This is a genomic window from Sphingomonas sp. TREG-RG-20F-R18-01 (assembly GCF_022662475.1).
GTDB lineage: Bacteria > Pseudomonadota > Alphaproteobacteria > Sphingomonadales > Sphingomonadaceae > Sphingomonas.
Genome location: NZ_JAKNQQ010000001.1, coordinates 300,322 through 320,735 on the forward strand (window position 1 = coordinate 300,322; position 20,414 = coordinate 320,735).

The 20,414-nt window shown below is 66.1% G+C and carries 22 protein-coding genes; 14 read left to right on the forward strand and 8 right to left on the reverse strand.

The window, feature by feature from the left end; genetic code table 11:
* Positions 1-31: 31 nt before the first annotated feature.
* Together L8K25_RS01420 and L8K25_RS01425 are read right to left on the reverse strand one after the other, a co-directional pair.
* The gene (locus L8K25_RS01420; protein ID WP_242137147.1) at positions 32-1,774 is read right to left on the reverse strand and encodes a M56 family metallopeptidase; all 1,743 of its coding nucleotides are present in this window, start codon (positions 1,772-1,774) and stop codon (positions 32-34) included.
* Entirely contained in the window at positions 1,771-2,139 is a 369-nt protein-coding gene (locus L8K25_RS01425; protein ID WP_242137148.1) for a BlaI/MecI/CopY family transcriptional regulator, read from the reverse strand. Before L8K25_RS01425 ends, L8K25_RS01420 begins: the two co-directional genes overlap by 4 nt.
* 118 nt (positions 2,140-2,257) lie before the next feature.
* On the opposite strand from L8K25_RS01425, the gene L8K25_RS01430 reads away from it, so the two are divergent.
* From L8K25_RS01430 to L8K25_RS01470, 9 genes are all read left to right on the forward strand, one after another.
* Positions 2,258-3,169 carry an SMP-30/gluconolactonase/LRE family protein gene (locus L8K25_RS01430; RefSeq protein WP_242137149.1) on the forward strand — a complete coding sequence of 304 codons (912 nt, stop codon included), beginning with the start codon at positions 2,258-2,260 and terminating at the stop codon, positions 3,167-3,169.
* A 24-nt stretch (positions 3,170-3,193) separates the two neighbouring features.
* Positions 3,194-3,886: a VIT family protein gene (locus L8K25_RS01435; protein WP_242137150.1), complete on the forward strand. Its 693-nt coding sequence runs from the start codon at positions 3,194-3,196 to the stop codon at positions 3,884-3,886.
* Positions 3,887-3,957: 71 nt separating this feature from the next.
* Positions 3,958-4,659 carry a CoA transferase subunit A gene (locus L8K25_RS01440; protein WP_242137151.1) on the forward strand — a complete coding sequence of 234 codons (702 nt, stop codon included), beginning with the start codon at positions 3,958-3,960 and terminating at the stop codon, positions 4,657-4,659.
* 110 nt (positions 4,660-4,769) lie between these two features.
* Entirely contained in the window at positions 4,770-5,573 is an 804-nt protein-coding gene (locus L8K25_RS01445; RefSeq protein ID WP_242137152.1) for an HAD family acid phosphatase, read from the forward strand.
* Positions 5,573-6,208 carry a CoA transferase subunit B gene (locus L8K25_RS01450; protein ID WP_242137153.1) on the forward strand — a complete coding sequence of 212 codons (636 nt, stop codon included), beginning with the start codon at positions 5,573-5,575 and terminating at the stop codon, positions 6,206-6,208. The genes L8K25_RS01445 and L8K25_RS01450 overlap by 1 nt, the downstream gene beginning before the upstream one ends.
* A complete protein-coding gene (locus L8K25_RS01455) occupies positions 6,205-7,104 on the forward strand; it encodes an alpha/beta hydrolase (RefSeq protein WP_242137154.1) in 900 nt (299 codons plus the stop codon). The genes L8K25_RS01450 and L8K25_RS01455 overlap by 4 nt, the downstream gene beginning before the upstream one ends.
* A 48-nt stretch (positions 7,105-7,152) precedes the next feature.
* On the forward strand, positions 7,153-8,604 hold the full coding sequence (gene leuC, locus L8K25_RS01460) for a 3-isopropylmalate dehydratase large subunit (RefSeq protein ID WP_242137155.1): 1,452 nt from the start codon (positions 7,153-7,155) through the stop codon (positions 8,602-8,604).
* Positions 8,605-8,767: 163 nt separating this feature from the next.
* On the forward strand, positions 8,768-9,397 hold the full coding sequence (gene leuD / locus L8K25_RS01465; RefSeq protein ID WP_242137156.1) for a 3-isopropylmalate dehydratase small subunit: 630 nt from the start codon (positions 8,768-8,770) through the stop codon (positions 9,395-9,397).
* On the forward strand, positions 9,360-10,364 hold the full coding sequence (locus L8K25_RS01470) for an NADPH:quinone oxidoreductase family protein (protein WP_242137157.1): 1,005 nt from the start codon (positions 9,360-9,362) through the stop codon (positions 10,362-10,364). Before leuD ends, L8K25_RS01470 begins: the two co-directional genes overlap by 38 nt.
* A 121-nt stretch (positions 10,365-10,485) precedes the next feature.
* On the opposite strand, the gene L8K25_RS01475 is transcribed toward L8K25_RS01470, so the two are convergent.
* Positions 10,486-11,931, reverse strand: a complete 1,446-nt coding sequence (locus L8K25_RS01475) for an Nramp family divalent metal transporter (protein ID WP_242137158.1) — start codon at positions 11,929-11,931, stop codon at positions 10,486-10,488.
* 145 nt (positions 11,932-12,076) lie between these two features.
* On the opposite strand from L8K25_RS01475, the gene L8K25_RS01480 reads away from it, so the two are divergent.
* The 4 genes from L8K25_RS01480 to L8K25_RS01495 all read left to right on the forward strand — a co-directional run bounded on the left by L8K25_RS01480 (position 12,077) and on the right by L8K25_RS01495 (position 14,855).
* Entirely contained in the window at positions 12,077-12,400 is a 324-nt protein-coding gene (locus tag L8K25_RS01480) for a DUF1476 domain-containing protein (RefSeq protein WP_242137159.1), read from the forward strand.
* Positions 12,400-12,639 carry a BolA/IbaG family iron-sulfur metabolism protein gene (locus L8K25_RS01485; protein WP_242137160.1) on the forward strand — a complete coding sequence of 80 codons (240 nt, stop codon included), beginning with the start codon at positions 12,400-12,402 and terminating at the stop codon, positions 12,637-12,639. Before L8K25_RS01480 ends, L8K25_RS01485 begins: the two co-directional genes overlap by 1 nt.
* 5 nt (positions 12,640-12,644) lie before the next feature.
* Positions 12,645-12,977, forward strand: a complete 333-nt coding sequence (gene grxD / locus L8K25_RS01490) for a Grx4 family monothiol glutaredoxin (protein WP_242137161.1) — start codon at positions 12,645-12,647, stop codon at positions 12,975-12,977.
* Between the two features lie 240 nt (positions 12,978-13,217).
* Positions 13,218-14,855: a thiamine pyrophosphate-binding protein gene (locus L8K25_RS01495; protein ID WP_242137162.1), complete on the forward strand. Its 1,638-nt coding sequence runs from the start codon at positions 13,218-13,220 to the stop codon at positions 14,853-14,855.
* A gap of 55 nt (positions 14,856-14,910) precedes the next feature.
* On the opposite strand, the gene L8K25_RS01500 is transcribed toward L8K25_RS01495, so the two are convergent.
* Positions 14,911-15,081 carry a CsbD family protein gene (locus L8K25_RS01500; RefSeq protein ID WP_242137163.1) on the reverse strand — a complete coding sequence of 57 codons (171 nt, stop codon included), beginning with the start codon at positions 15,079-15,081 and terminating at the stop codon, positions 14,911-14,913.
* A gap of 140 nt (positions 15,082-15,221) precedes the next feature.
* Between L8K25_RS01500 and L8K25_RS01505 the strand changes: the two genes are divergently transcribed.
* Positions 15,222-15,728 (forward strand): class I SAM-dependent methyltransferase, encoded by a 507-nt coding sequence (locus L8K25_RS01505; RefSeq protein WP_242137164.1) that lies wholly within the window; start codon positions 15,222-15,224, stop codon positions 15,726-15,728.
* A gap of 11 nt (positions 15,729-15,739) precedes the next feature.
* On the opposite strand, the gene L8K25_RS01510 is transcribed toward L8K25_RS01505, so the two are convergent.
* The 4 genes from L8K25_RS01510 to ilvD are packed head-to-tail and all read right to left on the reverse strand — an operon-like array spanning position 15,740 to position 20,409.
* Entirely contained in the window at positions 15,740-16,921 is a 1,182-nt protein-coding gene (locus L8K25_RS01510) for a class I SAM-dependent RNA methyltransferase (protein WP_242137165.1), read from the reverse strand.
* Positions 16,918-18,327 carry an NAD(P)H-hydrate dehydratase gene (locus L8K25_RS01515; RefSeq protein WP_242137166.1) on the reverse strand — a complete coding sequence of 470 codons (1,410 nt, stop codon included), beginning with the start codon at positions 18,325-18,327 and terminating at the stop codon, positions 16,918-16,920. Before L8K25_RS01515 ends, L8K25_RS01510 begins: the two co-directional genes overlap by 4 nt.
* Positions 18,324-18,707 carry a hypothetical protein gene (locus L8K25_RS01520; RefSeq protein ID WP_242137167.1) on the reverse strand — a complete coding sequence of 128 codons (384 nt, stop codon included), beginning with the start codon at positions 18,705-18,707 and terminating at the stop codon, positions 18,324-18,326. Before L8K25_RS01520 ends, L8K25_RS01515 begins: the two co-directional genes overlap by 4 nt.
* Entirely contained in the window at positions 18,688-20,409 is a 1,722-nt protein-coding gene (gene ilvD, locus L8K25_RS01525; RefSeq protein WP_242137168.1) for a dihydroxy-acid dehydratase, read from the reverse strand. The genes L8K25_RS01520 and ilvD overlap by 20 nt, the downstream gene beginning before the upstream one ends.
* Between the last annotated feature and the right edge of the window lie 5 nt (positions 20,410-20,414).

Consider the following 20,414-nt stretch of genomic DNA (forward strand, 5'->3'; position numbering starts at 1 on the left):
CTGCCCCGCCGTCACCGCCCCGCCGTCACCGTCAGGGCAAGCGGCTGAGATTGGCCTCGAGTTCGGCGATCGCGGTATCGATTCCGTCGAGCGTGTGGCGGCGCGCATCGGCGGGCATGTCGCGGTTGGCCATCATTCGTGCCCGCGTCGCGCGCAGCCCGACCAGTGCATGGGCATAGGCGTCGTGCTGCATGCGCGCGCCGTTTGCGGCAAGCTGCGCGCCGCGCCCCGCCGCCGCCGCACCGCGCGCGGACGCCGCGGCGATCCGGTCGGTGCACAGCGTGATCCGCCGCCGTCCGTCGTGCTCGTCCTCGATCGTCATCCGGGTGCCCGCTCCGCAGGCAAGCGAGCGCATCTCCGGCACGGCCGGCGTGCGCGGCGGGATCGGCAGCGACGATGCCATGCCGTCCTCGCCGATCATCGTCGCCTGCCCGTTCGATCCGAGCTTCACATAGCGTCCGTGGCGAACGATCCGCTTGCCGTCCCGGTCGGTCGTGACGAGATAGGTTCCGGCACTGTCCGCCAACACCTCGGGGGGGAGCGGTGGCGACGGCGGCGCTGCCGGGGTGGGCGGCGCGGCGTCGAGCGGCTCCGTGGGCGCTGTCGGAGCGATCGGAGCGATCGGCGCTTGCGGAGTCTCGGGCGCCGCACCGGCGGTCGTCTGGCGCGGCATCGCAGGTGTGACGGCCAGGGCGTCGACGGCACGGTTTTGCGCCATCCCTTCGGTTGCGGGCGCGGCCGGAACCGCCGGAGCCGCCGGGACGACCAGCGCGGCAATATCCACGCCGGTCGCATGCTTGACGCCCGAGCGCATCCGTTCCGCCGCCGCACTGCCCGAAGCGGTCAGCGCGAGGCTGCCGAGCGTCAGCGCCGCGATCGCCACACCGCCGCTCGCCAGCCGCAGCCGTGACGTCCGCCGCGTCGTGAGCATCCGCAGACGTCCCTTCAGATCGTCGACCGTGTTGAGATGGCAGGTCGCGGCGACCGAACCGTACAGCGCGGGATGCGCCGCCTTGACGATCGCACAGGCATAGGTGTGCCGCCGCATCGGGTTCATCCCCGCCAGGACGCGCGCATCGTTGGCGATTTCCTGGTCGGCCCGGAATGCGCGGAACGCGCGCCACGCGATCGGGTTGAACCAGTGGAGCGCGAGCACGCCGAGCGCGATCCAGTTCGCGATCAGGTCGCCGCGTTCGTGATGGCCCATCTCGTGCGCCAGCGCGAGATCGCGTTCCTCGGGATCGTAACGTTCGGCGAAATCGCGGGGAAAGGCGACGTAGCGCCGCACGACGCCGAACGCGAGCGGGCCGCTCGCCGCGCCGCTTTCGATGACGCTGACCCCGTCCAGCTCGGCCCGCTGGCCGACGCTCGCCAGCAGGCGCGCGCAGAAGCGACGGTGCGACACTGCATGCCAGGCAAAGAAACCGGCTGCCCCGATCACCCACAGCACGCCGAGCAGCGGCAGGATCCAGGCATGGACGTGGGTGGCTTCCGCCCGGACGACAGGCGCCGCCAGCAGCATCGTCACCGGCTCGGCGGCGCGCAGGACGTCCGCGACCGCCGCCTGATGGAGCGCTGTCTTGGTTGCCACATGCCATCCGCCGGGCAGCGGCGGCAGTGCGAGCCGCAATACCGGCAGCGCCCACAGCGCATAGGCGACATGCGCGCCGAACGCGCGCCGTACCGGGCCGCGCAACAGCAGCACCAGCACCATCAGGACGCTCGACGCGATCAGCGCCTCGACTGCCCAGCTTGCTCCGACCGGCCCGATCATCCCTTCAGTCCTTTCAGCAGTGCCTCGATTTCTGCGATATCCTGTGCGGTCAGTTCGTCACGCTCGGCGAGATGCGCGACCAGCGGCGTCAGCTTGCCGCCGAACAGCCGGTCGATCAGTCGTTTCGATTCGCCTGCGACATAATCTGTACGCGCGACCAGCGGGCGGTACAAATACCGGCGACCGTCTTCCTCATGCGCGATGATGTTCTTGGCCAGCAGGCGACCGAGCAACGTCTTGACCGTATTGGCACTCCAGTCGCGCGTCGCCGGAATCCGCTCGACCACGTCTTGCGCGGTCAGTGGGCTTTCGTCCCACAGCACCTCCATCACGGCATGTTCGGCATCACTGATCTTCTCGGTCATTCGAGTCGCCTCCGTACTGACTACATCCGTAATCGTAATGTTTACGTCTGTAGTCAATCCCATACTTGTCGCTGCCGCCAGACGCGATAAGCTCCGCGTCAAAACCGAGGAGTAGGCGATGTTTGCCACGATTGCGCAGGGGCTGCGCTTCCCCGAGGGGCCGGTCGCGATGCCCGACGGCAGCGTCGTGCTGGTCGAGATCGCCGCCGGCCGGATCAGCCGGGTGCATCCAGACGGCACCGTCCAGACCGTCGCCGAGCCCGGCGGCGGTCCCAACGGTCTCGCGATCGGCCCCGACGGCAAGCTCTATTGCTGCAACAACGGCGGCTTCGACTATATCGAGCATCCCAGCGGCCTGCTGATCCCGCACGGCCAGGCGGCCGATTACTCGGGCGGCCGGATCGAGCGGATCGACCTGGCGACCGGCGCGGTCGAGATCCTGTACCGCGACGGCGATTTCGGTTGCACGCTGCGCGGCCCGAACGACATCGTGTTCGATGCGCACGGCGGCTTCTGGTTCACCGACCACGGCAAGACCCGTCCGCGGGAGCGCGACGTGACCGGCATTTTCTACGCCAGAGCGGATGGCAGCCACCTCGAGGAGGTCATCTTCCCGAGCGAAAACCCCAACGGCATCGGCCTGTCGCCCGATGGCAAGCGGCTCTACGCCGCGGAAACCTACACCTGCCGCCTGATGGCGTTCGACGTGGTCGCGCCCGGCCAGATCGACCCGACGGCCGGCCTCGGCGGTCCGGGACTGCCGCTCTACCGCCCGGCCGGCTACAAATTCTTCGACTCGCTGGGAGTCGAGGCCTGCGGCAACATCTGCGTCGCGACGATCGGCGAGAGCGGCATTTCCGTGATCTCGCCAACGGGCGACCTCATCGATTTCGTGCCGACGCCCGATCCGTTCACCACCAACATCTGCTGGGGCGGCCCGGATCTGCGAACCGCCTACATCACGCTGTCCGGCACGGGGCAGCTCATCCGAATGGACTGGCCACGTCCCGGTCTGGCACTGGCCTATTGAGCCATGCGCGGCTAGGGCGGCCCAATGATCAGACACGGCGAAAAGCATCTCGTTCAGCGCATTGGCTGGCTCCGCGCGGCGGTTCTCGGAGCCAATGACGGCATCCTGTCCACCGCGAGCCTGATCGTCGGCGTCGCGGCGGCGGCACGTGCTCCGTCGGAGGTGGTCCTGACCGGGGTCGCCGGCCTGGTCGCCGGCGCGATGTCGATGGCAGCGGGGGAATATGTCTCGGTCAGTTCGCAAGCCGACACCGAGGCCGCCGAGCGGGTCCGCGAAGCGGCTGAACTGCACGAAGACCCGAAGGCCGAGACGAAGGAGCTCGCGGCGATCTACCGCCAGCGCGGGCTTGATTCGGCGTTGTCGTTGCAGGTCGCCGAGCAGTTGATGGCGCACGATGCGCTCGGCGCGCACATGCGCGACGAACTCGGCATCCACGAAGTGATGGAAGCGCGTCCGGTCCAGGCCGCGCTCGCTTCGGCGGCGAGCTTTGCGACCGGAGCGTTCTTCCCGGTGCTGATGGCCTTCCTGTTCCGCGGCACCGCGCTGATCGAGGCGGTCGTCGCGGCGACGCTGGTGTTGCTGGCGGTGCTGGGCGCGGTCGGCGCGCGCATCGGCGGCGCCCCCTTGTGGCGCGGCGCGCTGCGGGTGCTCTTCTGGGGCGCGCTGGCGATGGCCGTCACGGCGGGCATCGGCCATCTGTTCGGCACACAGGTCTGATCGGCGACGGCGGCTTGACCGGTCGCCTCGCGCCGCCCTAATCGGACCGCAACATCCGAAAGGACCAGCCGATGCGCAAGATCTACCCCAATGCCGCCGCCGCCCTCGACGGCGTGCTCCACGATGGGATGATGATCTGCGCGGGTGGGTTCGGCCTGTGCGGGATCCCCGAACGCCTGATCGACGCGATCCGCGATGCCGGCACCAAGGACCTGACGATCGCGAGCAACAATGCCGGGATCGACGGCGAAGGGCTCGGCAAGCTGCTGCGCACGCGCCAGGTGCGCAAGATGATCTCGAGCTACGTCGGCGAAAACAAGGAATTCGAGCGGCAATATCTGTCGGGCGAGCTGGAGGTCGAATTCTGCCCCCAGGGTACGCTCGCCGAACGCTGCCGAGCCGGCGGTGCGGGGATCCCCGGATTCTATACCAAGACCGGCGTGGGAACGCTCGTTGCCGAGGGCAAGGAAGTGAAGACGTTCGATGGCGAGGAGTATATTCTCGAACGCGGCATCCACGCGGATCTCTCGATCATAAAGGGCTGGAAGGCGGATGAAAGCGGCAACCTGATTTTCCGCAAGACCGCGCGTAATTTCAACCAGCCGATGGCGACCGCCGGAAAGGTCTGCGTCGCGGAGGTCGAAGAGATCGTGCCGGTTGGAGCGCTCGATCCCGACTGCATCCATTTGCCGGGCGTCTATGTACAACGGCTTATTCTTGGGGCGCCCTACGACAAGAAGATCGAGTTCCGCACGGTGCGCGAGGCTGCGTGAGCGGGGGGACGCGGTTGGGCGTAAGCGGCGCCGGACGCCGGCGATGGCGTGAAGTTCTCTGGGCTTCGGCGTGCGCAGGGATGCTGCTGACGCAAGGATGTGCGACGTCCATGCCGCGGCCTTCGATCGATGCCGTTGCGGCTGTCCCGCCCGGGATGCAGTATCTCTACGGATCGGCAGAAGCGGCGGCCCAGTCGGTCCAGACCTGGCGACAATTGGCCAGCTTCGTCGCGGCGCAGATGGCGACGCCGCCAAGGGATTCGGTTGTCCTGGCGCCGGAGGTAACGCTCGCCGATCCTCGGTGGGTCGCCTGCGGCACAAAGCCGAAGGCCGTCGTATTCGACGTGGACGAAACGGTCCTGCTCAATCTCGGCTTCGAGGCAAACGATGCGATTCACCCCGCGGCCTACGACCAGAAGACATGGGACGCGTGGGAACGCACCGGCGGCACTAAAGTCGTCGCGCAACCGGGTGCCGTGGAAGCGCTCGACACGCTGCGACGCCTTGGCGTCACGGTGATCTTCAACACCAACCGATCCGCCCGCTATGCGGCGGCGACCCGCGCGACGATTGAAGGCGCCGGATTGGGACCCGCCGTGCATGGGACAACGCTGTATCTGTCCGGCGACGACGGCTCGGGCAGCAAGAAAGACGGCCGCCGAGCCGCGATCGCCGCGAAATATTGCGTGCTGGCCATGGGTGGTGACCAGCTCGGCGATTTCAGCGACCTGTTCAACGACGGCCTTGCGCCGTCGGCGCGCCGCGCCACGGCATTGACTGGCCCGATCGGCAAGCGGTTCGGCGCCGGATGGTTCGTATGGCCAAACCCGGTTTATGGAACCGCCGTAAAGGGCGGCATGGACGACGTGTTTCCGAGAGACAAACGCTGGGCACCGCCCGCAGGAGATCGATAATGGCATGGACCCGCGATGAAATGGCAGCCCGCGCCGCGCGCGAACTGCAGGACGGTTTCTACGTCAATCTCGGGATCGGCATCCCGACGCTGGTCGCCAACCATATTCCGCCGGGCGTGGAAGTTACGCTGCAATCCGAAAACGGCATGCTGGGCATTGGCCCCTTCCCGCTCGCCGGCCAGGAGGATGCCGACCTGATCAACGCGGGCAAGCAGACGATCAGCGAACTGCCGCAGAGCGCCTATTTCAGCTCCTCCGACAGTTTCGCGATGATCCGCGGCGGCCATATCGACCTGACCGTGCTGGGAGCGATGGAAGTCGCCGAAAATGGCGACATCGCCAACTGGATGATCCCGGGAAAGATGATCAAGGGCATGGGCGGCGCGATGGATCTGGTCGCGGGGGTCAAGAAGATCATCGTCGTCATGGAGCATACCTCCAAGAACGGCGACCCCAAGTTCATCCCGGCGTGCACCCTGCCGCTGACCGGCAAGAACGTCGTCGACATGATCGTCACCGATCTCGCGGTTTTCCAGCGTCCCGATCACAAGGCGCCGTTCAAGCTGCTGGAGATGGCTCCCGGCATTACCGCAGACGAGATCGCCGCGAAGACGACCGCCCGGTATGTGATGTGAAGCGCTGGCTGCTTGGCACGGCCCTGGCGCTTCTTCTGGTGGTCGCGTCGATCGCGGCCTTTGTCTCGCCGCCTGCTATCCTCAGTCTGCTCGACGCCGTCGCAGGGGGTGGCATCGGCGTAGAGCGCGCGGCCAATGCGGTCGCGTTCGGGACGCACGGCCAGACGCTCGACGTCTGGCGTCCCGTTGCATCCGCCAAACGCCCACGGCCCGTGATCATCTTCTGGTACGGCGGCGGTTGGGTAAAGGGCGATCGCGCCGCCTATGCCTTTGCCGCGCGCGCGTTCGCGAAGGCCGGGTTTATCGTGGTCGTGCCGGATTACCGCAAGGTTCCCGCGATCCGCTTTCCCGCGATGCTGCAGGACGGGGCCCAGGCGGTCCGTTGGACCCGCGACCACGTAGCGACCTTCGGCGGCGATCCCCGGCAGGTCGCGCTGTCGGGGCATTCGGCCGGTGCCTATACGGTCGCGATGCTCGCGCTGGACCAGCGCTGGCTCCGCGCCGAGGGTGTCGATCCGCGGATCGTCCGCGCGGCGGTTCCGTTGTGCGGACCGTATAACTTCTATCCCTGGACGTCGGACCGGGCGCGCGAAGCCTTCAAGGGCGTCGTAGATCCGGTGATGACCCAGCCGATCCATTTTGCGCGCAGCGATGCGCCCCCGATGTTGCTGATCACGGGGACTGCCGACACGACGGTCCGTCCGCGCAACGCGATCCATCTGGATGCGGCGCTGCGTGCCCTGGGGGCGCCGGTATCGTTGAAAAACTATCCGGGCCAGACGCATGAGGCGATCGTCATGGCCGTGTCCGTGCCGTTTCGGCGACGCTCGACGGTCCTTGCCGATAGCGTCGGTTTCATCAATCGGGTGCTCGACCGGAACCCGTCAGCGCAATAAAACCGCGCCAAAGATTGCATTCGCGCAGCTTTCGGTTAAAGCGCCGCCATGGTTAGCCGTCCCCTCACCCTGTACGAAAAGATCTGGTCCGATCACGTCGTGGAACGCCGCGACGATGGAACATGCCTGATCTACATCGATCGTCACCTCGTGCATGAGGTTACCAGCCCGCAAGCCTTTGCCGGATTGCGCGCCAATGGCCGCTCGGTCCGGCGTCCCGATCTCACGCTGGCCGTACCGGACCACAACCTGCCCACCACCGCGCGTCGCGACCGCGACGGCGCCCGCCTGCCCATCTCCGATCCGGAAAGCGCGGCGCAGCTCGAAGCGCTCGAACGCAACACGCGGGACTTTGGAATCGACTATATCGATGCGGTCGCCGCCGCGCAGGGGATCGTCCATGTCGTCGGTCCCGAGCAGGGCTTTACCTTGCCCGGGACGACGCTGGTGTGCGGCGACAGCCACACGTCGGCCCATGGCGCGCTCGGCGCGCTCGCGTTCGGTATCGGAACCAGCGAGGTCGAGCATGTGCTCGCGACGCAGACGCTGCTGCTCAGCCAGTCCAAGACCATGGAGATCCGCGTCGATGGAACGCTAGGATTTGGCATTACCCCCAAGGACGTCATTCTCGCGATCATCGGCGAGATCGGCGCGGCGGGCGGGACCGGCCATGTCCTCGAATATACCGGTTCGATCATTCGCGGCATGTCGATCGAAGGGCGCCTGACCGTCGCCAACATGTCGATCGAAGGCGGTGCGCGCGCCGGCCTCGTCGCGCCGGACGAGACCACATTCGCCTATCTCCAGGGCAAGCCGATGGCGCCCAAGGGCGGTGACTGGGACAAGGCGGTTGCCTATTGGCAAACTCTGCCCAGCGACGCGGGTGCGCGCTATGATCGGGTCGTCACGCTGGACGCGACCGATATTGCACCGTTGCTCACCTGGGGCACCAGCCCGGAGGACGTCGTTGCGATCACGGGCCGCGTCCCCGACCCGGACAGCTTTGTCGATCTCGCGAAGCGCGATGCAGCCCGCAAGTCGCTCGAGTATATGGGACTGACGGCCGGCACCGCGATGCAGGATGTCGGCATCGACTATGTCTTCATCGGCAGTTGCACCAACAGCCGGATCGAGGATCTGCGGTCCGCCGCGCATGTCGCGAACGGACGGCGCGTCGCCGATGGGGTCCACGCGTTGGTCGTGCCCGGATCGGGACTGGTCAAACGACAGGCGGAAGCCGAGGGGCTCGACCGCATCTTCCTGTCCGCCGGATTTGAATGGCGCGAGCCGGGATGCTCTATGTGTCTGGCAATGAACCCCGATAAAGTACCGGCCGGTCTCCGGTGCGCTTCCACTTCGAATCGGAATTTCGTAGGACGTCAGGGTCCGGGGGCGCGTACGCACCTGGTCTCGCCAGCGATGGCCGCAGCAGCGGCCGTCACCGGACGATTAAGCGACGTACGCGACCTCGTCTCGAAGTCCGGGGGGGACACCATATGAAGCGCGTTCTGGTATTGCTGGTCATGGGTACATTGTTGAGCGGTATCGCGGCCTATGCCGCGAGCGCGCGTACGAACGCGAATGACGCCATCGCGGCCAAAGCGCGGTAACGGCCGGCCGCGTTGGCCGGGTCTCCATTAGTCGTCGGGAATTGGACCAAGTGATGCAGCCGGTTACGCATGTCTCGGGCGCGGCCTATCCGTGGGGCCAGAAGAACGTCGACACCGACGTCATCATTCCGGCGCATTGGCTCAAGACCGTGACGCGCGACGGCCTCGGCAAGGGCGCGTTCGAGACGGTTCGGGCCAAGCCGGACAACATCTTCGACGATCCCCGCTACGCGGGTGCGCCCATCCTGATCGCTGGCGACAATTTCGGCTGTGGATCCAGCCGCGAGCACGCCGCCTGGGCATTAGCCGACATGGGCATCACCGCCGTCATTGCACCCAGCTTCTCCGACATCTTTTCGGGCAATGCGTTCAAGAACGGGATCGTGACGGTGGAGCTGCCGCAGGAGCAGATCGATCGCCTGATCGCGGTTGCGCAGGATCAGCCGGTGACGGTCGACCTCGAAACGATGACCGTCACCACGCCGTATCAAGACCGCTTCCCGTTCGAACTCGACGCATTCCGTCGGCAATGCCTGATGGAAGGGCTGGACGAGATCGGCCTGACACTGGCAAGAGATACCGCGATTTCGAAATACGAAGCCGGGGTAAACGAACACCGGCCGTGGATGAGCGGAGAACGGGCGGATGCGAGCACTCTTGTCGAAAGCGCCGGGCGGACCTGAAACCCTAACCATCGATACACTGCCCGATCCGGTCGCGGCACCCGGTCAGGTCGTCGTCGCGGTCAAGGCCTGCTCCATCAACTATCCCGATGTCCTGATCATCGAGGACAAATACCAGCTCAAGCCACCCCGCCCCTTCGCCCCGGGCAGCGAAATCGCCGGCGTCGTTGAAAGCGTTGGGGCGGGCGTGACCGAGTGGACGGCGGGAGACCGTGTCATCGCCACGACCGGATCGGGCGGCCTGGTCGAAAAGATCGCCCTTCCCGCGACAAGCCTGTTTGCGCTGCCCGACGGACGCAGCTTCGCCGAGGGGGCGTCGCTATTGCTGACCTATGGCACGACGATCCACGCGCTGCTCGACCGAGGCCATCTGGCAGAGGGACAATCGATGCTCGTGCTCGGCGCGGCGGGCGGGGTCGGGCTTGCCGCGATCGAGCTTGGCAAGGCGTTCGGCGCGTGGGTCGTTGCGGCCGTCTCTTCCGACGAGAAGGCACAAGCCGCGCGGGACGCCGGCGCGGACGAAACGATCGTCTACGCCCGTGCACCGTTCGACAAGGACCAGTCCAAGGCGCTTGCAGAGCAATTCAAGGCTGCCGGCGGCATGGGCGGCTACGACGTCATTTATGATCCAGTCGGCGGCGATTATGCCGAGCCTGCGCTCCGATCGATCGGCTGGGAGGGACGTTACCTGGTAGTGGGCTTTCCGGCGGGCATTCCCAAGCTGCCGCTCAATTTGACGCTTCTGAAAAGCTGCGACGTGTGCGGCGTGTTCTGGGGCGCGTTCGCGGCGCGGGACCCGCAGGCGAACCGGGCGCATATCGATCGCCTGTTCCGACTGTGGAAGGACGGCAAGATCATGCCGCGCGTAACGGAAACCTTCGCCTTCGAAGATGGCGGTAAGGCGATTGCCAAGATGGCCGCACGGGGCGCGATCGGAAAACTGGTGGTGACGGTCGCGGAGGGGTAGCATAGCGGGGGGACGTGCCCGGAGCGCAGAACGCCCGGGCCGCCGGTGCATCACGAACGCCCTGGGTTCCGCCCGACGCGGGAACCCAGCCTTGTTGCTTGTCCTTCCGAGCCGCCCGCTACTACCCTGCGGCCTTGACCGGCGGCGTGTAGAAAAACCGCACATACGCCGCGAACCCCAGGATCGCTGCCGCGATGACCGCGACCCAGATCGGTCCGATCGTCTCCCACAGGAGATAGACGTTCAGCCCCGCGATGAGCGTGCAGATCGTGTAGCCGACTACTCTTACCCAAGCGGGATTGGCAAACTCGCCCATCCGCGCGCGACTGCTTGTCACCATGATCAGCGGAAAGATTGCGAACGGCAGTTGCATGGACAGCACGACTTGGCTCACCACGAGCAGTCCGACGGTGTCTTTCCCGCCTGTCGCGGAAATGACGATTACCGCCGGGATGATGGCTAGGCCCCGCGTTACCAATCGTCGCAGCCACGGCGCGACGCGGATGCGCAGGAATCCCTCCATCACGATCTGCCCGGCCAGTGTTCCGGTGATCGTGCTGGACTGCCCTGACGCGAGGAGCGCCAGCGCAAAGGCCGTTGCGGCCACCCCGCCCAACGCAGGACGAAGCAGTTGGTGCGCTTCCTGCAACTCGCTCACCACCATGCCGTTGCGCCAGAAGACCGCTGCGGCGAGGATCAGAATCGCCGCGTTCACGAAAAAAGCCATGCCAAGCGCCAGCACCGTATCGATGGTGTTGAAGGCCAGCGCCGCCTTGACGTCGCGCTTGCCGGCCCCGAACGCGCGAGTCTGTACGATCGATGAGTGCAGATAAAGGTTGTGCGGCATCACCGTGGCGCCAAGGATGCCCAGCGCGATGAGCAACGCCGCGGTGTTCGGAATGACTGGGGTCACAGCGCCCAGCGCAACCGCGCTCCAGTCCGGTTTCGCCAGCACCATCGTATAGGCAAAACACAAGCCGATCGTCGCAACCAGAACGATCACCACCGCCTCGATCTTGCGGAAGCCTCGGTTGATCAGCAGCAACAACAGCAGCACATCAAGACCCGTGAGAACCACCCCCCAAAGCAGCGGAAGCCCCAGCAAAAGGTTGAGCGCGACGGCAGAGCCGACCACCTCGGCCAGGTCACAGGCAATGATCGCCACCTCGCACAATAGCCACAAGGCAATCGCCACCGGTTTTGCATAATAATCGCGGCACGATTGTGCCAGGTCGCGCCCGGTCACGATTCCGAGCCTGGCGCACAACACCTGCAGAAAAATGGCCATTAGGTTGGACGACAATATGACCCACAGCAGCGCATAGCCGAACTGACTCCCGCCAGCGAGATCGGTGCCCCAGTTGCCGGGATCCATATACCCGACCGAAACGAGAAAGCCCGGGCCGGCGAACCCCAGCCATTGCCGCCAGCGCGACCGCTTGGGGTCGCCCGTCTCCCAGACCTTAACGCTGCGATGCGCCTCCGGCAGGGACCGCCCGGAATCTTCCGGTGTGACGGGGTCGGACAGGCGCTCGAACACTACGCGTCTTGGAGGTGATGAAGCCATACCGTTCCCGCCCTACCCGAACTCCCGCGATTCTCCGACGCGGAATCGTGGTCGAACGGTTGCGACGACGATGCGTTGCACCGGGGCGACGCTGCCACTATCTCGGTCACATCCTTTCCTACCGTTTTCCGGGGACCAACGGCACATGACCAGCTTCGACGATCGCGAGCGCGCCTTCGAGACCAAATATGCGCGCGACGAGGAAATGGCGTTCCGCATCGTCGCGCGGCGTAACCGCCTGCTAGGCCATTGGGCCGCAACCGAGATGCGACTGACCAAGGAGGAGGCGGACGCTTACGCCACCGCCGTCGTCCAGGCCGATTTTGAGGAAGCCGGTGACGAGGACGTCATTCGCAAGCTCGTCAGCGACCTGACCGCTGCCAACGTCGCCATCGACGAAGCGACGATCCGCCGCACGATCGAGGAAAAGACGGTCGAGGCACGTCGCCAGTTGATGGAGGCGCAATAATGCCCATGTCCGGATCTGAAATCGAGGCGTTGATCGTGGCGGGGATCCCCGACGCGCACGTCGAGATGACCGATCTGGCGGGTGACGGCGACCATTGGGCCGCGCGCGTCACCGCCGAGAGTTTTCGCGGGCAACCGCGGTTGAAGCAACAGCGCGCCGTCTATGCCGCGCTGGGCGAGCGGATGGGCGGCGTGCTCCACGCGCTGCAACTGACCACCGCCGTCCCTGTTCAGGAGTGATGACAATGACCGACGAATCTCAGACCCGTATCGCCGAACTGGTTGGCAAGTCCGATGTGGTGCTGTTCATGAAGGGCAGTCCGCTGTTTCCGCAGTGCGGTTTTTCGAGCCGGGCGATTGCCATCCTTAACCATATTGGCGTCGAGTTCGACAGCGTCGACGTGTTGCAGGACCAGGGGATCCGTCAGGGGATCAAGACCTTCTCGGATTGGCCGACGATCCCGCAGCTTTACGTAAAGGGCGAATTCGTCGGCGGGTCCGACATCATGATGGAAATGTACGAGAGCGGTGAACTTGCTACCCTGCTCGAAGAACAGGGTGTCGCAAAGGCGAACTGAGGCCGGGTCGGGCGGGTCGCGCTCTCAGCGCTGACCCGCCCTGCTGAAGCGTAATCGCTCGGCTGCGTTAAGCGTAGCACAGGCCGTGCCAGATGAATGGAATGGCGCAAATGCCGTCGCTCGGTGGTTAACGGCCGGGCCCGCGCCACGATCAGTGTAAAGTTTTCCGACATTCGCGAGGCCGGTGATAATCGTCCCCGCACGCTTTGCGGCTGCGGCAACGCTCGCTACAACCCGGGCATGACGACCCTTCCTCACCGCACCGGCGGCCGAATCCTTGTCGATAACCTGCTTGCGCAGGGCTGCGATCGCATCTTCACCGTGCCCGGCGAGAGCTTCCTTGCGGTGCTCGATGCGCTGCACGATACCCCGCAAATCGACCTCGTCGTATGCCGCCAGGAAGGCGGCGTCGCCTTCATGGCCTGCGCCGATGGCACGCTCACGGGTCGCCCGGGGGTCGCCTTCGTGACCCGTGGGCCCGGCGCGACCAATGCATCGATCGGCGTTCACGTGGCCATGCAGGATTCGCAGCCGATGGTGCTGTTCATCGGCGACGTCGACCGCGGTACGCGGGATCGCGAAGCATTCCAGGAAATCGATTTTCCTGCGATGTTCGCACCGATCGCAAAATGGGCCGCCAAGATCGACGACGCGCGCCGCATCCCCGAATATGTCGCGCGCGCCTGGAACGTCGCCATGTCGGGACGCCCCGGTCCTGTGGTACTCGCCCTGCCAGAGGACATGCTGCTCGACCTGGTCCAAGCCGTCGATCGCCCGCGGGCCGAACCCGTCGTGCAAGCCTGCGATCCGTTCCAATTGCATGCCCTCGCCGGCCTGCTCGACGCCGCGGAACGGCCACTCGCGATCGTTGGCGGGGCGGGATGGAGCGCGCGCGCCGCCGAGTCTTTTGGCGCCTGGGCCGAACGTGCCGCGCTGCCCGTCGCCGCCGCGTTCCGCCGCCAGGATGCACTGTCCAACGATTGCCCCGTCTGGGCGGGCAATCTCGGCTATGGGCCGAACCCCAAGCTGGCACAGCGGGTCCGCGAGGCTGATCTGTTGCTGATCGTCGGCCCGCGCATGGGCGAAGCGACGACCGACGGCTATGCGCTGATCACGCCGGATCATCCGGGACAGCGACTGGTCCATGTTCACCCCGACCCCACTGAACTCGGCCAGACCTATCGCACCGACCTTGCGATTTGCGCGGATATGGCATCCTTTGGTGATGCCCTGCATTCGATTACCTGTACCCCGCGCGACGCCGCAGTGGCGCACGCGGAGTATCTAGCCTGGTCTACGCCCGCCCCGCGCGATCGCATCGCGCTCGACCTCGGGCCTTGCGTTGCCGAGATGCGTTGTGCCCTGCCGGTGGACGCCATCATCTGTAATGGCGCGGGCAATTATTCGGGCTGGTGGCATCGCTATTGGCGCTATGCCGGGCCGGGCACCCAATTGGCGCCGACCGCCGGTGCCATGGGGTATGGCGTGCCTGCTGCGACCGCCGCCGCCCTGCGACATCCAACGCGCACCGTCGTCGCGCTAGCCGGTGACGGATGCTTTTTGATGAACGGACAGGAACTTGCGACCGCCGTCTCGCATGGCGTCGACCTGCTCGTTGTGGTGATCGACAATGGCGGCTACGGAACGATCCGCATGCATCAGGAGCGCGACTATCCCGGACGCGTCAGTGGTACGCGGTTGCAAAACCCAGACTTTGCGGCGCTTGGGCGCGCCTATGGATGCTGGGCGGAGACGATCGAAACGACCGACCAGTTCGGTCCGGCGCTGGCGCGCGCGAAAGCGGAACGTGGCGTTCGCCTGCTGCACCTCAAGACCGATATGCGAGCGATCACCGCCGGCGCCATGCTCGAGATATAGAAAAAGCCGCACCGGTTGCCCGGCGCGGCTTGTTCAATTCCGGTAACGCAAAAGGTCAGATGTCGTCGCCGAGCGCGCCCTTGACCTTGCCGCCGAGCTGCTGAGCCTTGCCCTTGGCTTCCTGCGCCGCGCCGTCAGCCTTGGTTTCAGGATTGTCGCTTTCCTGCTTTACCTTGCCAATGGCCTCGTTGACGTTGCCTTTGATCTTGTCGATGAGTTCGCCCATGGCTTCAATCCTTTCCGTATCGAGTGATGTCGACAGCCGACATCCGCTACTCCCATCTAAACAACGGCCAATTCGCAATGCGGTTCCAACGGGCCGTGGCTGAACGCGGACGCCACGGAGGCTTCGCCGCGAAGGGATGGGTGGACCGCCTTCTCGCGCCACTTTCGGATGGCGCCGCTGTCCTGGACCTCGGCTGCGGCGATGGCCAACCGGTCGCGCGCTACCTGCTCGACCGGGGGTTCACGGTAACGGGGGTAGACGCGGCGGGGTCGGTCATCGCCCTGGCAACTACGCGCTTCCCGCGCGGGCGCTGGATCAAGGGCGATATGCGGACGATCAAACTCGACGAGACGTTCGATGCGGTGCTCGCCTGGAATTCCCTGACGTGGCTCAGTCACGACGACCGCGCCGCGATGGCGATGCGCGCGGCCACCTGGCTCAAGCCGGGAGGACGCATGCTGTTCAATGCCCAGGCCGATCTCGATCCGAGCCGCCGCGACTATCGCGACGGCTCGCCCTACCGCGCCGACCTCGAGGCCGCCAATTACTCCGCGGCGATCGCGCGCAGCGGGCTGACGATGATTGCGCATGTCGTGGCCGACCCAGCGTGCGAAGACGCTGGCGTGTGGCTGGCGGAGAAGCCGTGACCGCTTGGACGCTACTTCCGGAACAGCGCCGCCAGTTCGGCATGCGTCGACCAGCGGAACTGGCCGACCGGTTGGATCCATTCTATCCGGTAACCGCCCTTGTACAATATCTCCGCATCCCGGGCGAAACTACTGGGATTACACGAAACATACGCTATCGCGGGAACGGTTGACGCGGCCAGCTGGGCAATTTGCTCGCGCGCGCCGGAGCGGGGTGGATCGAGCACGACCGCGGCGAAGCGCGAACATTCGGCACTGGTCAACGGTCGGCGGAACAGGTCGCGATGCTCGGTGAACAGGGCGCGCCCGGCGCGGCTCGCGCCGGCCTGCAACGCGAGGATCGCATCGCGCCCGGCCTCTGCGGCATAAACCTTCCCAGCGAGCGAGAGCGCAAACGTCCCCAGCCCGGCGAACAGATCCGCGGTCGCGCCGCGCACTGGTCCGATCGCCTCACGCACCGCCGCGATCAGGCTCGCTTCGCCTTCGCGCGTTGCCTGGAGAAAGGCGGCGGGCGGGAACGGCACCGCGACGTCCCCCAGTGTGATCGTCACGCCTTCGGGCTCCCAGCGGGTCTCTGGACCGAGGCCGTCGTCGATCGACAGCCGGGCGATGGCATGGCTGGCGCAGAACGCCGTCATCGCCTCGGCGACGGCTAGACCGTCGGCGAGTGTCCCCTCGATCAGCAGATCGACGCCCTGATCGACTTCGGTCAAATGAACGCGCGCCCTGCCCTTGAGCGTGCGCACCAGCAGCTTGCGCAACGGCGCGAGCAACGCGAACAGGCCCGGCGTCAGGACGTGGCATTCTCTGAGATCCACGATCTCATGGCTCGCCGATGCGCTGAACCCAAGCTTGACCGTTCCCCCCTTTACCTCCGCATGCAAGGTCGCCCGCCGCCGCGTGCGCGGCGGAGACAGCAGCGGGCGGCGGATGTCCGCCTGCAGATGCTGTGCGGCCAACGCGCCCGCGATCCGGTCGACCAGGAAGTCGGAATAACTCGCATCGTCGAGATGCTGCAGCTGGCACCCGCCGCATTCGGGGAAATGCCGGCAGGGCGGGGTCCGATGGTGCGGGCCGGGAACCACCACATTGTCCGCAGTCAGCTGGTCGCCCGGCGCGGCGAAGGCGGCATGACGGCCGTCGGCGGTCACGCCGTCACCGCGTGCCGCTACTCGTACGATGGTATCGGTCATGCGTTCGCCCTAGCGACGCTGAGCGCGTGTGCAAGATCATCGGCGATAAAGGCACGGTCGAGCCGACGCGCCGCTTCCGAGTGAAGCCATACACCGGCGGCAACCATGTCGAGCAGCGGCACGTCGTACAGCGCGCGTCCAGCGACCAGCGCGCCGATCGCCCCGGTAAGGACGTCGCCAGTCCCCGCGGTCGAAAGCCAAGGGTCGGCCGGCGGCGTCACGATCGCTTGTCCATCCGGGCCGGCGATGATCGTACTCGCGCCCTTGAAGACGACGATTGCCTCGACGTCCTGCGCCGCGCGTTGGGCGCGTTCGATCCGGGGGGCATCGCTCTTGCCAAAAACGGTATCGAATTCGCCTTCATGCGGCGTCAGGATCGTCGGCGCGGTGCGCTCACGAACGATCGCGCGCCGCGCCGCGTCAAGCAGGTGCAGCGCGTCGCCATCGATCAGCAACGCGGCCTTCGCCGCAAGCGCGGTATCCAGGAAACGGGCCGCCCGATCGTCTCGCCCCAGACCGGGACCGATGACGATCACGCCAATCCGCGGGTCGGCCAGCGCGGCCTCGTCGAAGCCCCGCCGGACGATCGCGTGCGGCACGGTGGTCCCGGTATCGCCCAGCAGCAGGACGTAGCCCGCGCCCGCCCGCAGCGCCGCTTCGGCGGAGAGTTCCGCCGCGCCGGGCATCGCCCCCGCGATCACGGCAACCATGCCGCGCGTATATTTGTGCGCCGAAGAACCGGGATCGGTGAGAAACGCCGGACGGCTGGCAACGCGCAGCGATTGGTCGGAGACGGTGCCCAGACCGATGTCGAGCACCCGTACCGCCCCGCAGTGCGCCGCCGCGGGAACCAGCAGATGCGACGGCTTGGCATGACCCAGCGCCAGCGTCACGTCCGCGACGACCGCATCGCCGGGTACCGCGCCATTGTCGGTCGCCACCCCGCTCGGCAAGTCGACCGCGATCGTCAGCCGCGCGCCGCTGCACAGCCTGAGCAGCGCCTCCGCGAGCCCCGCCGCGAGGGGACGCGACAAACCGGTCCCGAACACCGCATCGACCAGGATCGGCGCGGGCGCAGCGGAGGCCAGCGGCTCGACCGCACCCGTCCAGCGCGCCAGGGCAGCGCGCGCGGCATCGCTCCCCGGCGGACCCGATGCGGCGACGCGCACCACCAGCCCCATAGCGCGCAGCGCGGACGCGGCGACATAGCCATCGCCGCCATTGTTGCCGGGCCCGCAGACAACGAGGATGTCGGCATTGCCGGCGAGCCGCCGTACCGCCTCGGCGACAGCACGACCGGCCATCAGCATCAGGCTGTCGACGCTGGTGCCCGCAGCCATCGCCTGCGCTTCCGCGTGCCGCATTGCTGCGGCCGTGAGCAGGACGGTTCCTTCCATCGGTTTCATGGGATGCTCGGTACGCCCCTGACCGCCTCTGGCAAGCGATAGCGATCGCCGCCTACGCCGACCTCGACCTCCCCCGCTCCAAGCACGCGGACCACCGCCTGTTGCGCGCCGTCCGCGGCGATCACGCCGCGACCATCGTGCGTTACCAGCAATCGCCGGAACGCACCGTCGGCATGCCGCAGCGTCAGCACCACGCCGGATTGCGTCTGCATTCGCTCGATCGTGCACGCGCGGACAAGCTGCGACGTGCCGCCATGCGCGCAGAACACCGTTGGTAGCTCGGCATTTTGCTGCGCGCGGACGGTATGGTCGCCCTCCCGCTCGCCACAGCCGGCGAGCAGGAGGGCGGACAGGACCAGACTAGATATCCGCGTAAACATGCCGTTCGGTTGCCGCTCCAGGGTGCGTGACCGCACCCTTATAGGCAGGACCTACCGTCTGCGAATAGCGCCACAGCGCACCCGACTGGTAATCGTTGACGCGGGCGGACCAGTTCGCCTTGCGGTCCGCGAGCGTCTCGGCCGGAACGTCGAGGTCGATCGTCCCGGCCTCGGCGTCGATCCGTATCATGTCACCATTCTCGACCAGCGCGATCGGGCCGCCCTCGGCCGCCTCGGGGCCGACGTGACCGATACAGAACCCGCGCGTTCCGCCGGAGAACCGCCCGTCAGTGATCAGCGCGACCTTCTCGCCAAGACCAAGGCCGTACAGCGCTGCGGTGGTCGAGAGCATTTCGCGCATCCCTGGGCCACCCTTGGGGCCTTCGTAGCGGATGACGATGACCTCGCCTTCGTTGATCGCGCGCGCTTCAACCGCGGCGAAGCAATCCTCCTCGCAATCGAACACGCGCGCCGGACCTTCGAACTGAAGCCGGTGCATCCCCGCGACCTTGACGATCGCACCATCGGGCGCGAGCGATCCGCGCAGCCCGACCACGCCGCCGGTCGCCGACAGCGGCGTCTTGACGTCGTAGATGACCTTCTGGTCGGGGTTCCACGTCACCTGATCGATGTTCTCGCCGAGCGTCTTGCCGGTCACCGTCAGGCAATTGCCGTCGAGGAAACCGCCCGCGAGCATCGTCTTCATCAGCATGTAGACACCACCGGCTTCGTACATGTCCTTGGCGACATACTTTCCGCCAGGCTTGAGATCAGCGATGTAAGGTGTTGATTTGAATGCCTCAGCTACGTCGAACAGATCAAATTCGATCCCAGCCTCGCTCGCCATCGCGGGGAGATGCAGCGCGGCGTTGGTCGACCCCCCGGTCGCCGCGACGACGCGCGCCGCGTTGATGAACGCCTCGCGCGTGCAGATGTCGCGCGGACGGATGTTGCGCGCGATCAGTTCCATGACCTGATCCCCCGCCGCGATCGCGATCTCGTCGCGGCCACGATACGGTGCGGGCATCATGTTGGAATTGGGGAGCGACAGGCCGATCGCCTCGCCGACGCAGGCCATCGTGTTCGCGGTGAACTGGCCACCGCATGCGCCATGGCCGGGACATGCGACCTTCTCGAGCTCGATCAGCTCCTGCAACGGGCACCCGCCCGCGGCATATTTGCCGACCGCCTCGAACACGTCCACGACCGTCACGTCCTTGTCGTGGAAGCGACCCGGCAGGATCGAGCCGCCATAGACGAAGATGCTGGGCACGTTGAGCCGTAGCATCGCCATCATCATTCCCGGCAGTGATTTGTCGCACCCGGCGAACCCGACCAGCGCGTCATAGCAATGCCCACGGACCGACAGCTCGACCGAATCGGCGATCACTTCGCGGCTGACGAGCGAGGACTTCATCCCCTGGTGGCCCATCGCGATTCCGTCGGTCACGGTGATCGTGTTGAATCGCCGCGGCATCCCGCCGCCACTGATGACACCCGCCTGCGCGGCATCGGCCTGCGCATCGAGCGTGGTATTGCACGGCGCGGAGTTATTGCCGGCGCTCGCCAGGGCGACGAACGGCTTGGCGATATCCTCCTCAGCGATCCCCATCGCGTAATAATAGCTGCGATGCGGGCTGCGCTCGGGTCCCACCGAAACGTGACGGCTGGGGAGCCTCGATTTATCGAAAGTGCGTGTCATGCGCG

Excerpts from the sequence above, each read along its gene's own strand:
- L8K25_RS01450 (WP_242137153.1), top strand. The coding sequence starts at position 5,573 with ATGGCATGGACCCGCGATGAAATGGCAGCCCGCGCCGCGCGCGAACTG.
- L8K25_RS01520 (WP_242137167.1), bottom strand. The coding sequence starts at position 18,707 with ATGTTTACGCGGATATCTAGTCTGGTCCTGTCCGCCCTCCTGCTCGCC.
- L8K25_RS01425 (WP_242137148.1), bottom strand. The coding sequence starts at position 2,139 with ATGACCGAGAAGATCAGTGATGCCGAACATGCCGTGATGGAGGTGCTG.
- L8K25_RS01475 (WP_242137158.1), bottom strand. The coding sequence starts at position 11,931 with ATGGCTTCATCACCTCCAAGACGCGTAGTGTTCGAGCGCCTGTCCGAC.
- L8K25_RS01515 (WP_242137166.1), bottom strand. The coding sequence starts at position 18,327 with ATGAAACCGATGGAAGGAACCGTCCTGCTCACGGCCGCAGCAATGCGG.
- grxD (WP_242137161.1), top strand. The coding sequence starts at position 12,645 with ATGACCGACGAATCTCAGACCCGTATCGCCGAACTGGTTGGCAAGTCC.
- leuD (WP_242137156.1), top strand. The coding sequence starts at position 8,768 with ATGCAGCCGGTTACGCATGTCTCGGGCGCGGCCTATCCGTGGGGCCAG.
- L8K25_RS01480 (WP_242137159.1), top strand. The coding sequence starts at position 12,077 with ATGACCAGCTTCGACGATCGCGAGCGCGCCTTCGAGACCAAATATGCG.
- L8K25_RS01420 (WP_242137147.1), bottom strand. The coding sequence starts at position 1,774 with ATGATCGGGCCGGTCGGAGCAAGCTGGGCAGTCGAGGCGCTGATCGCG.
- L8K25_RS01435 (WP_242137150.1), top strand. The coding sequence starts at position 3,194 with ATGATCAGACACGGCGAAAAGCATCTCGTTCAGCGCATTGGCTGGCTC.
- ilvD (WP_242137168.1), bottom strand. The coding sequence starts at position 20,409 with ATGACACGCACTTTCGATAAATCGAGGCTCCCCAGCCGTCACGTTTCG.
- L8K25_RS01440 (WP_242137151.1), top strand. The coding sequence starts at position 3,958 with ATGCGCAAGATCTACCCCAATGCCGCCGCCGCCCTCGACGGCGTGCTC.
- L8K25_RS01485 (WP_242137160.1), top strand. The coding sequence starts at position 12,400 with ATGCCCATGTCCGGATCTGAAATCGAGGCGTTGATCGTGGCGGGGATC.
- L8K25_RS01445 (WP_242137152.1), top strand. The coding sequence starts at position 4,770 with ATGCCGCGGCCTTCGATCGATGCCGTTGCGGCTGTCCCGCCCGGGATG.
- L8K25_RS01510 (WP_242137165.1), bottom strand. The coding sequence starts at position 16,921 with ATGACCGATACCATCGTACGAGTAGCGGCACGCGGTGACGGCGTGACC.
- leuC (WP_242137155.1), top strand. The coding sequence starts at position 7,153 with ATGGTTAGCCGTCCCCTCACCCTGTACGAAAAGATCTGGTCCGATCAC.
- L8K25_RS01500 (WP_242137163.1), bottom strand. The coding sequence starts at position 15,081 with ATGGGCGAACTCATCGACAAGATCAAAGGCAACGTCAACGAGGCCATT.
- L8K25_RS01495 (WP_242137162.1), top strand. The coding sequence starts at position 13,218 with ATGACGACCCTTCCTCACCGCACCGGCGGCCGAATCCTTGTCGATAAC.
- L8K25_RS01430 (WP_242137149.1), top strand. The coding sequence starts at position 2,258 with ATGTTTGCCACGATTGCGCAGGGGCTGCGCTTCCCCGAGGGGCCGGTC.
- L8K25_RS01470 (WP_242137157.1), top strand. The coding sequence starts at position 9,360 with ATGCGAGCACTCTTGTCGAAAGCGCCGGGCGGACCTGAAACCCTAACC.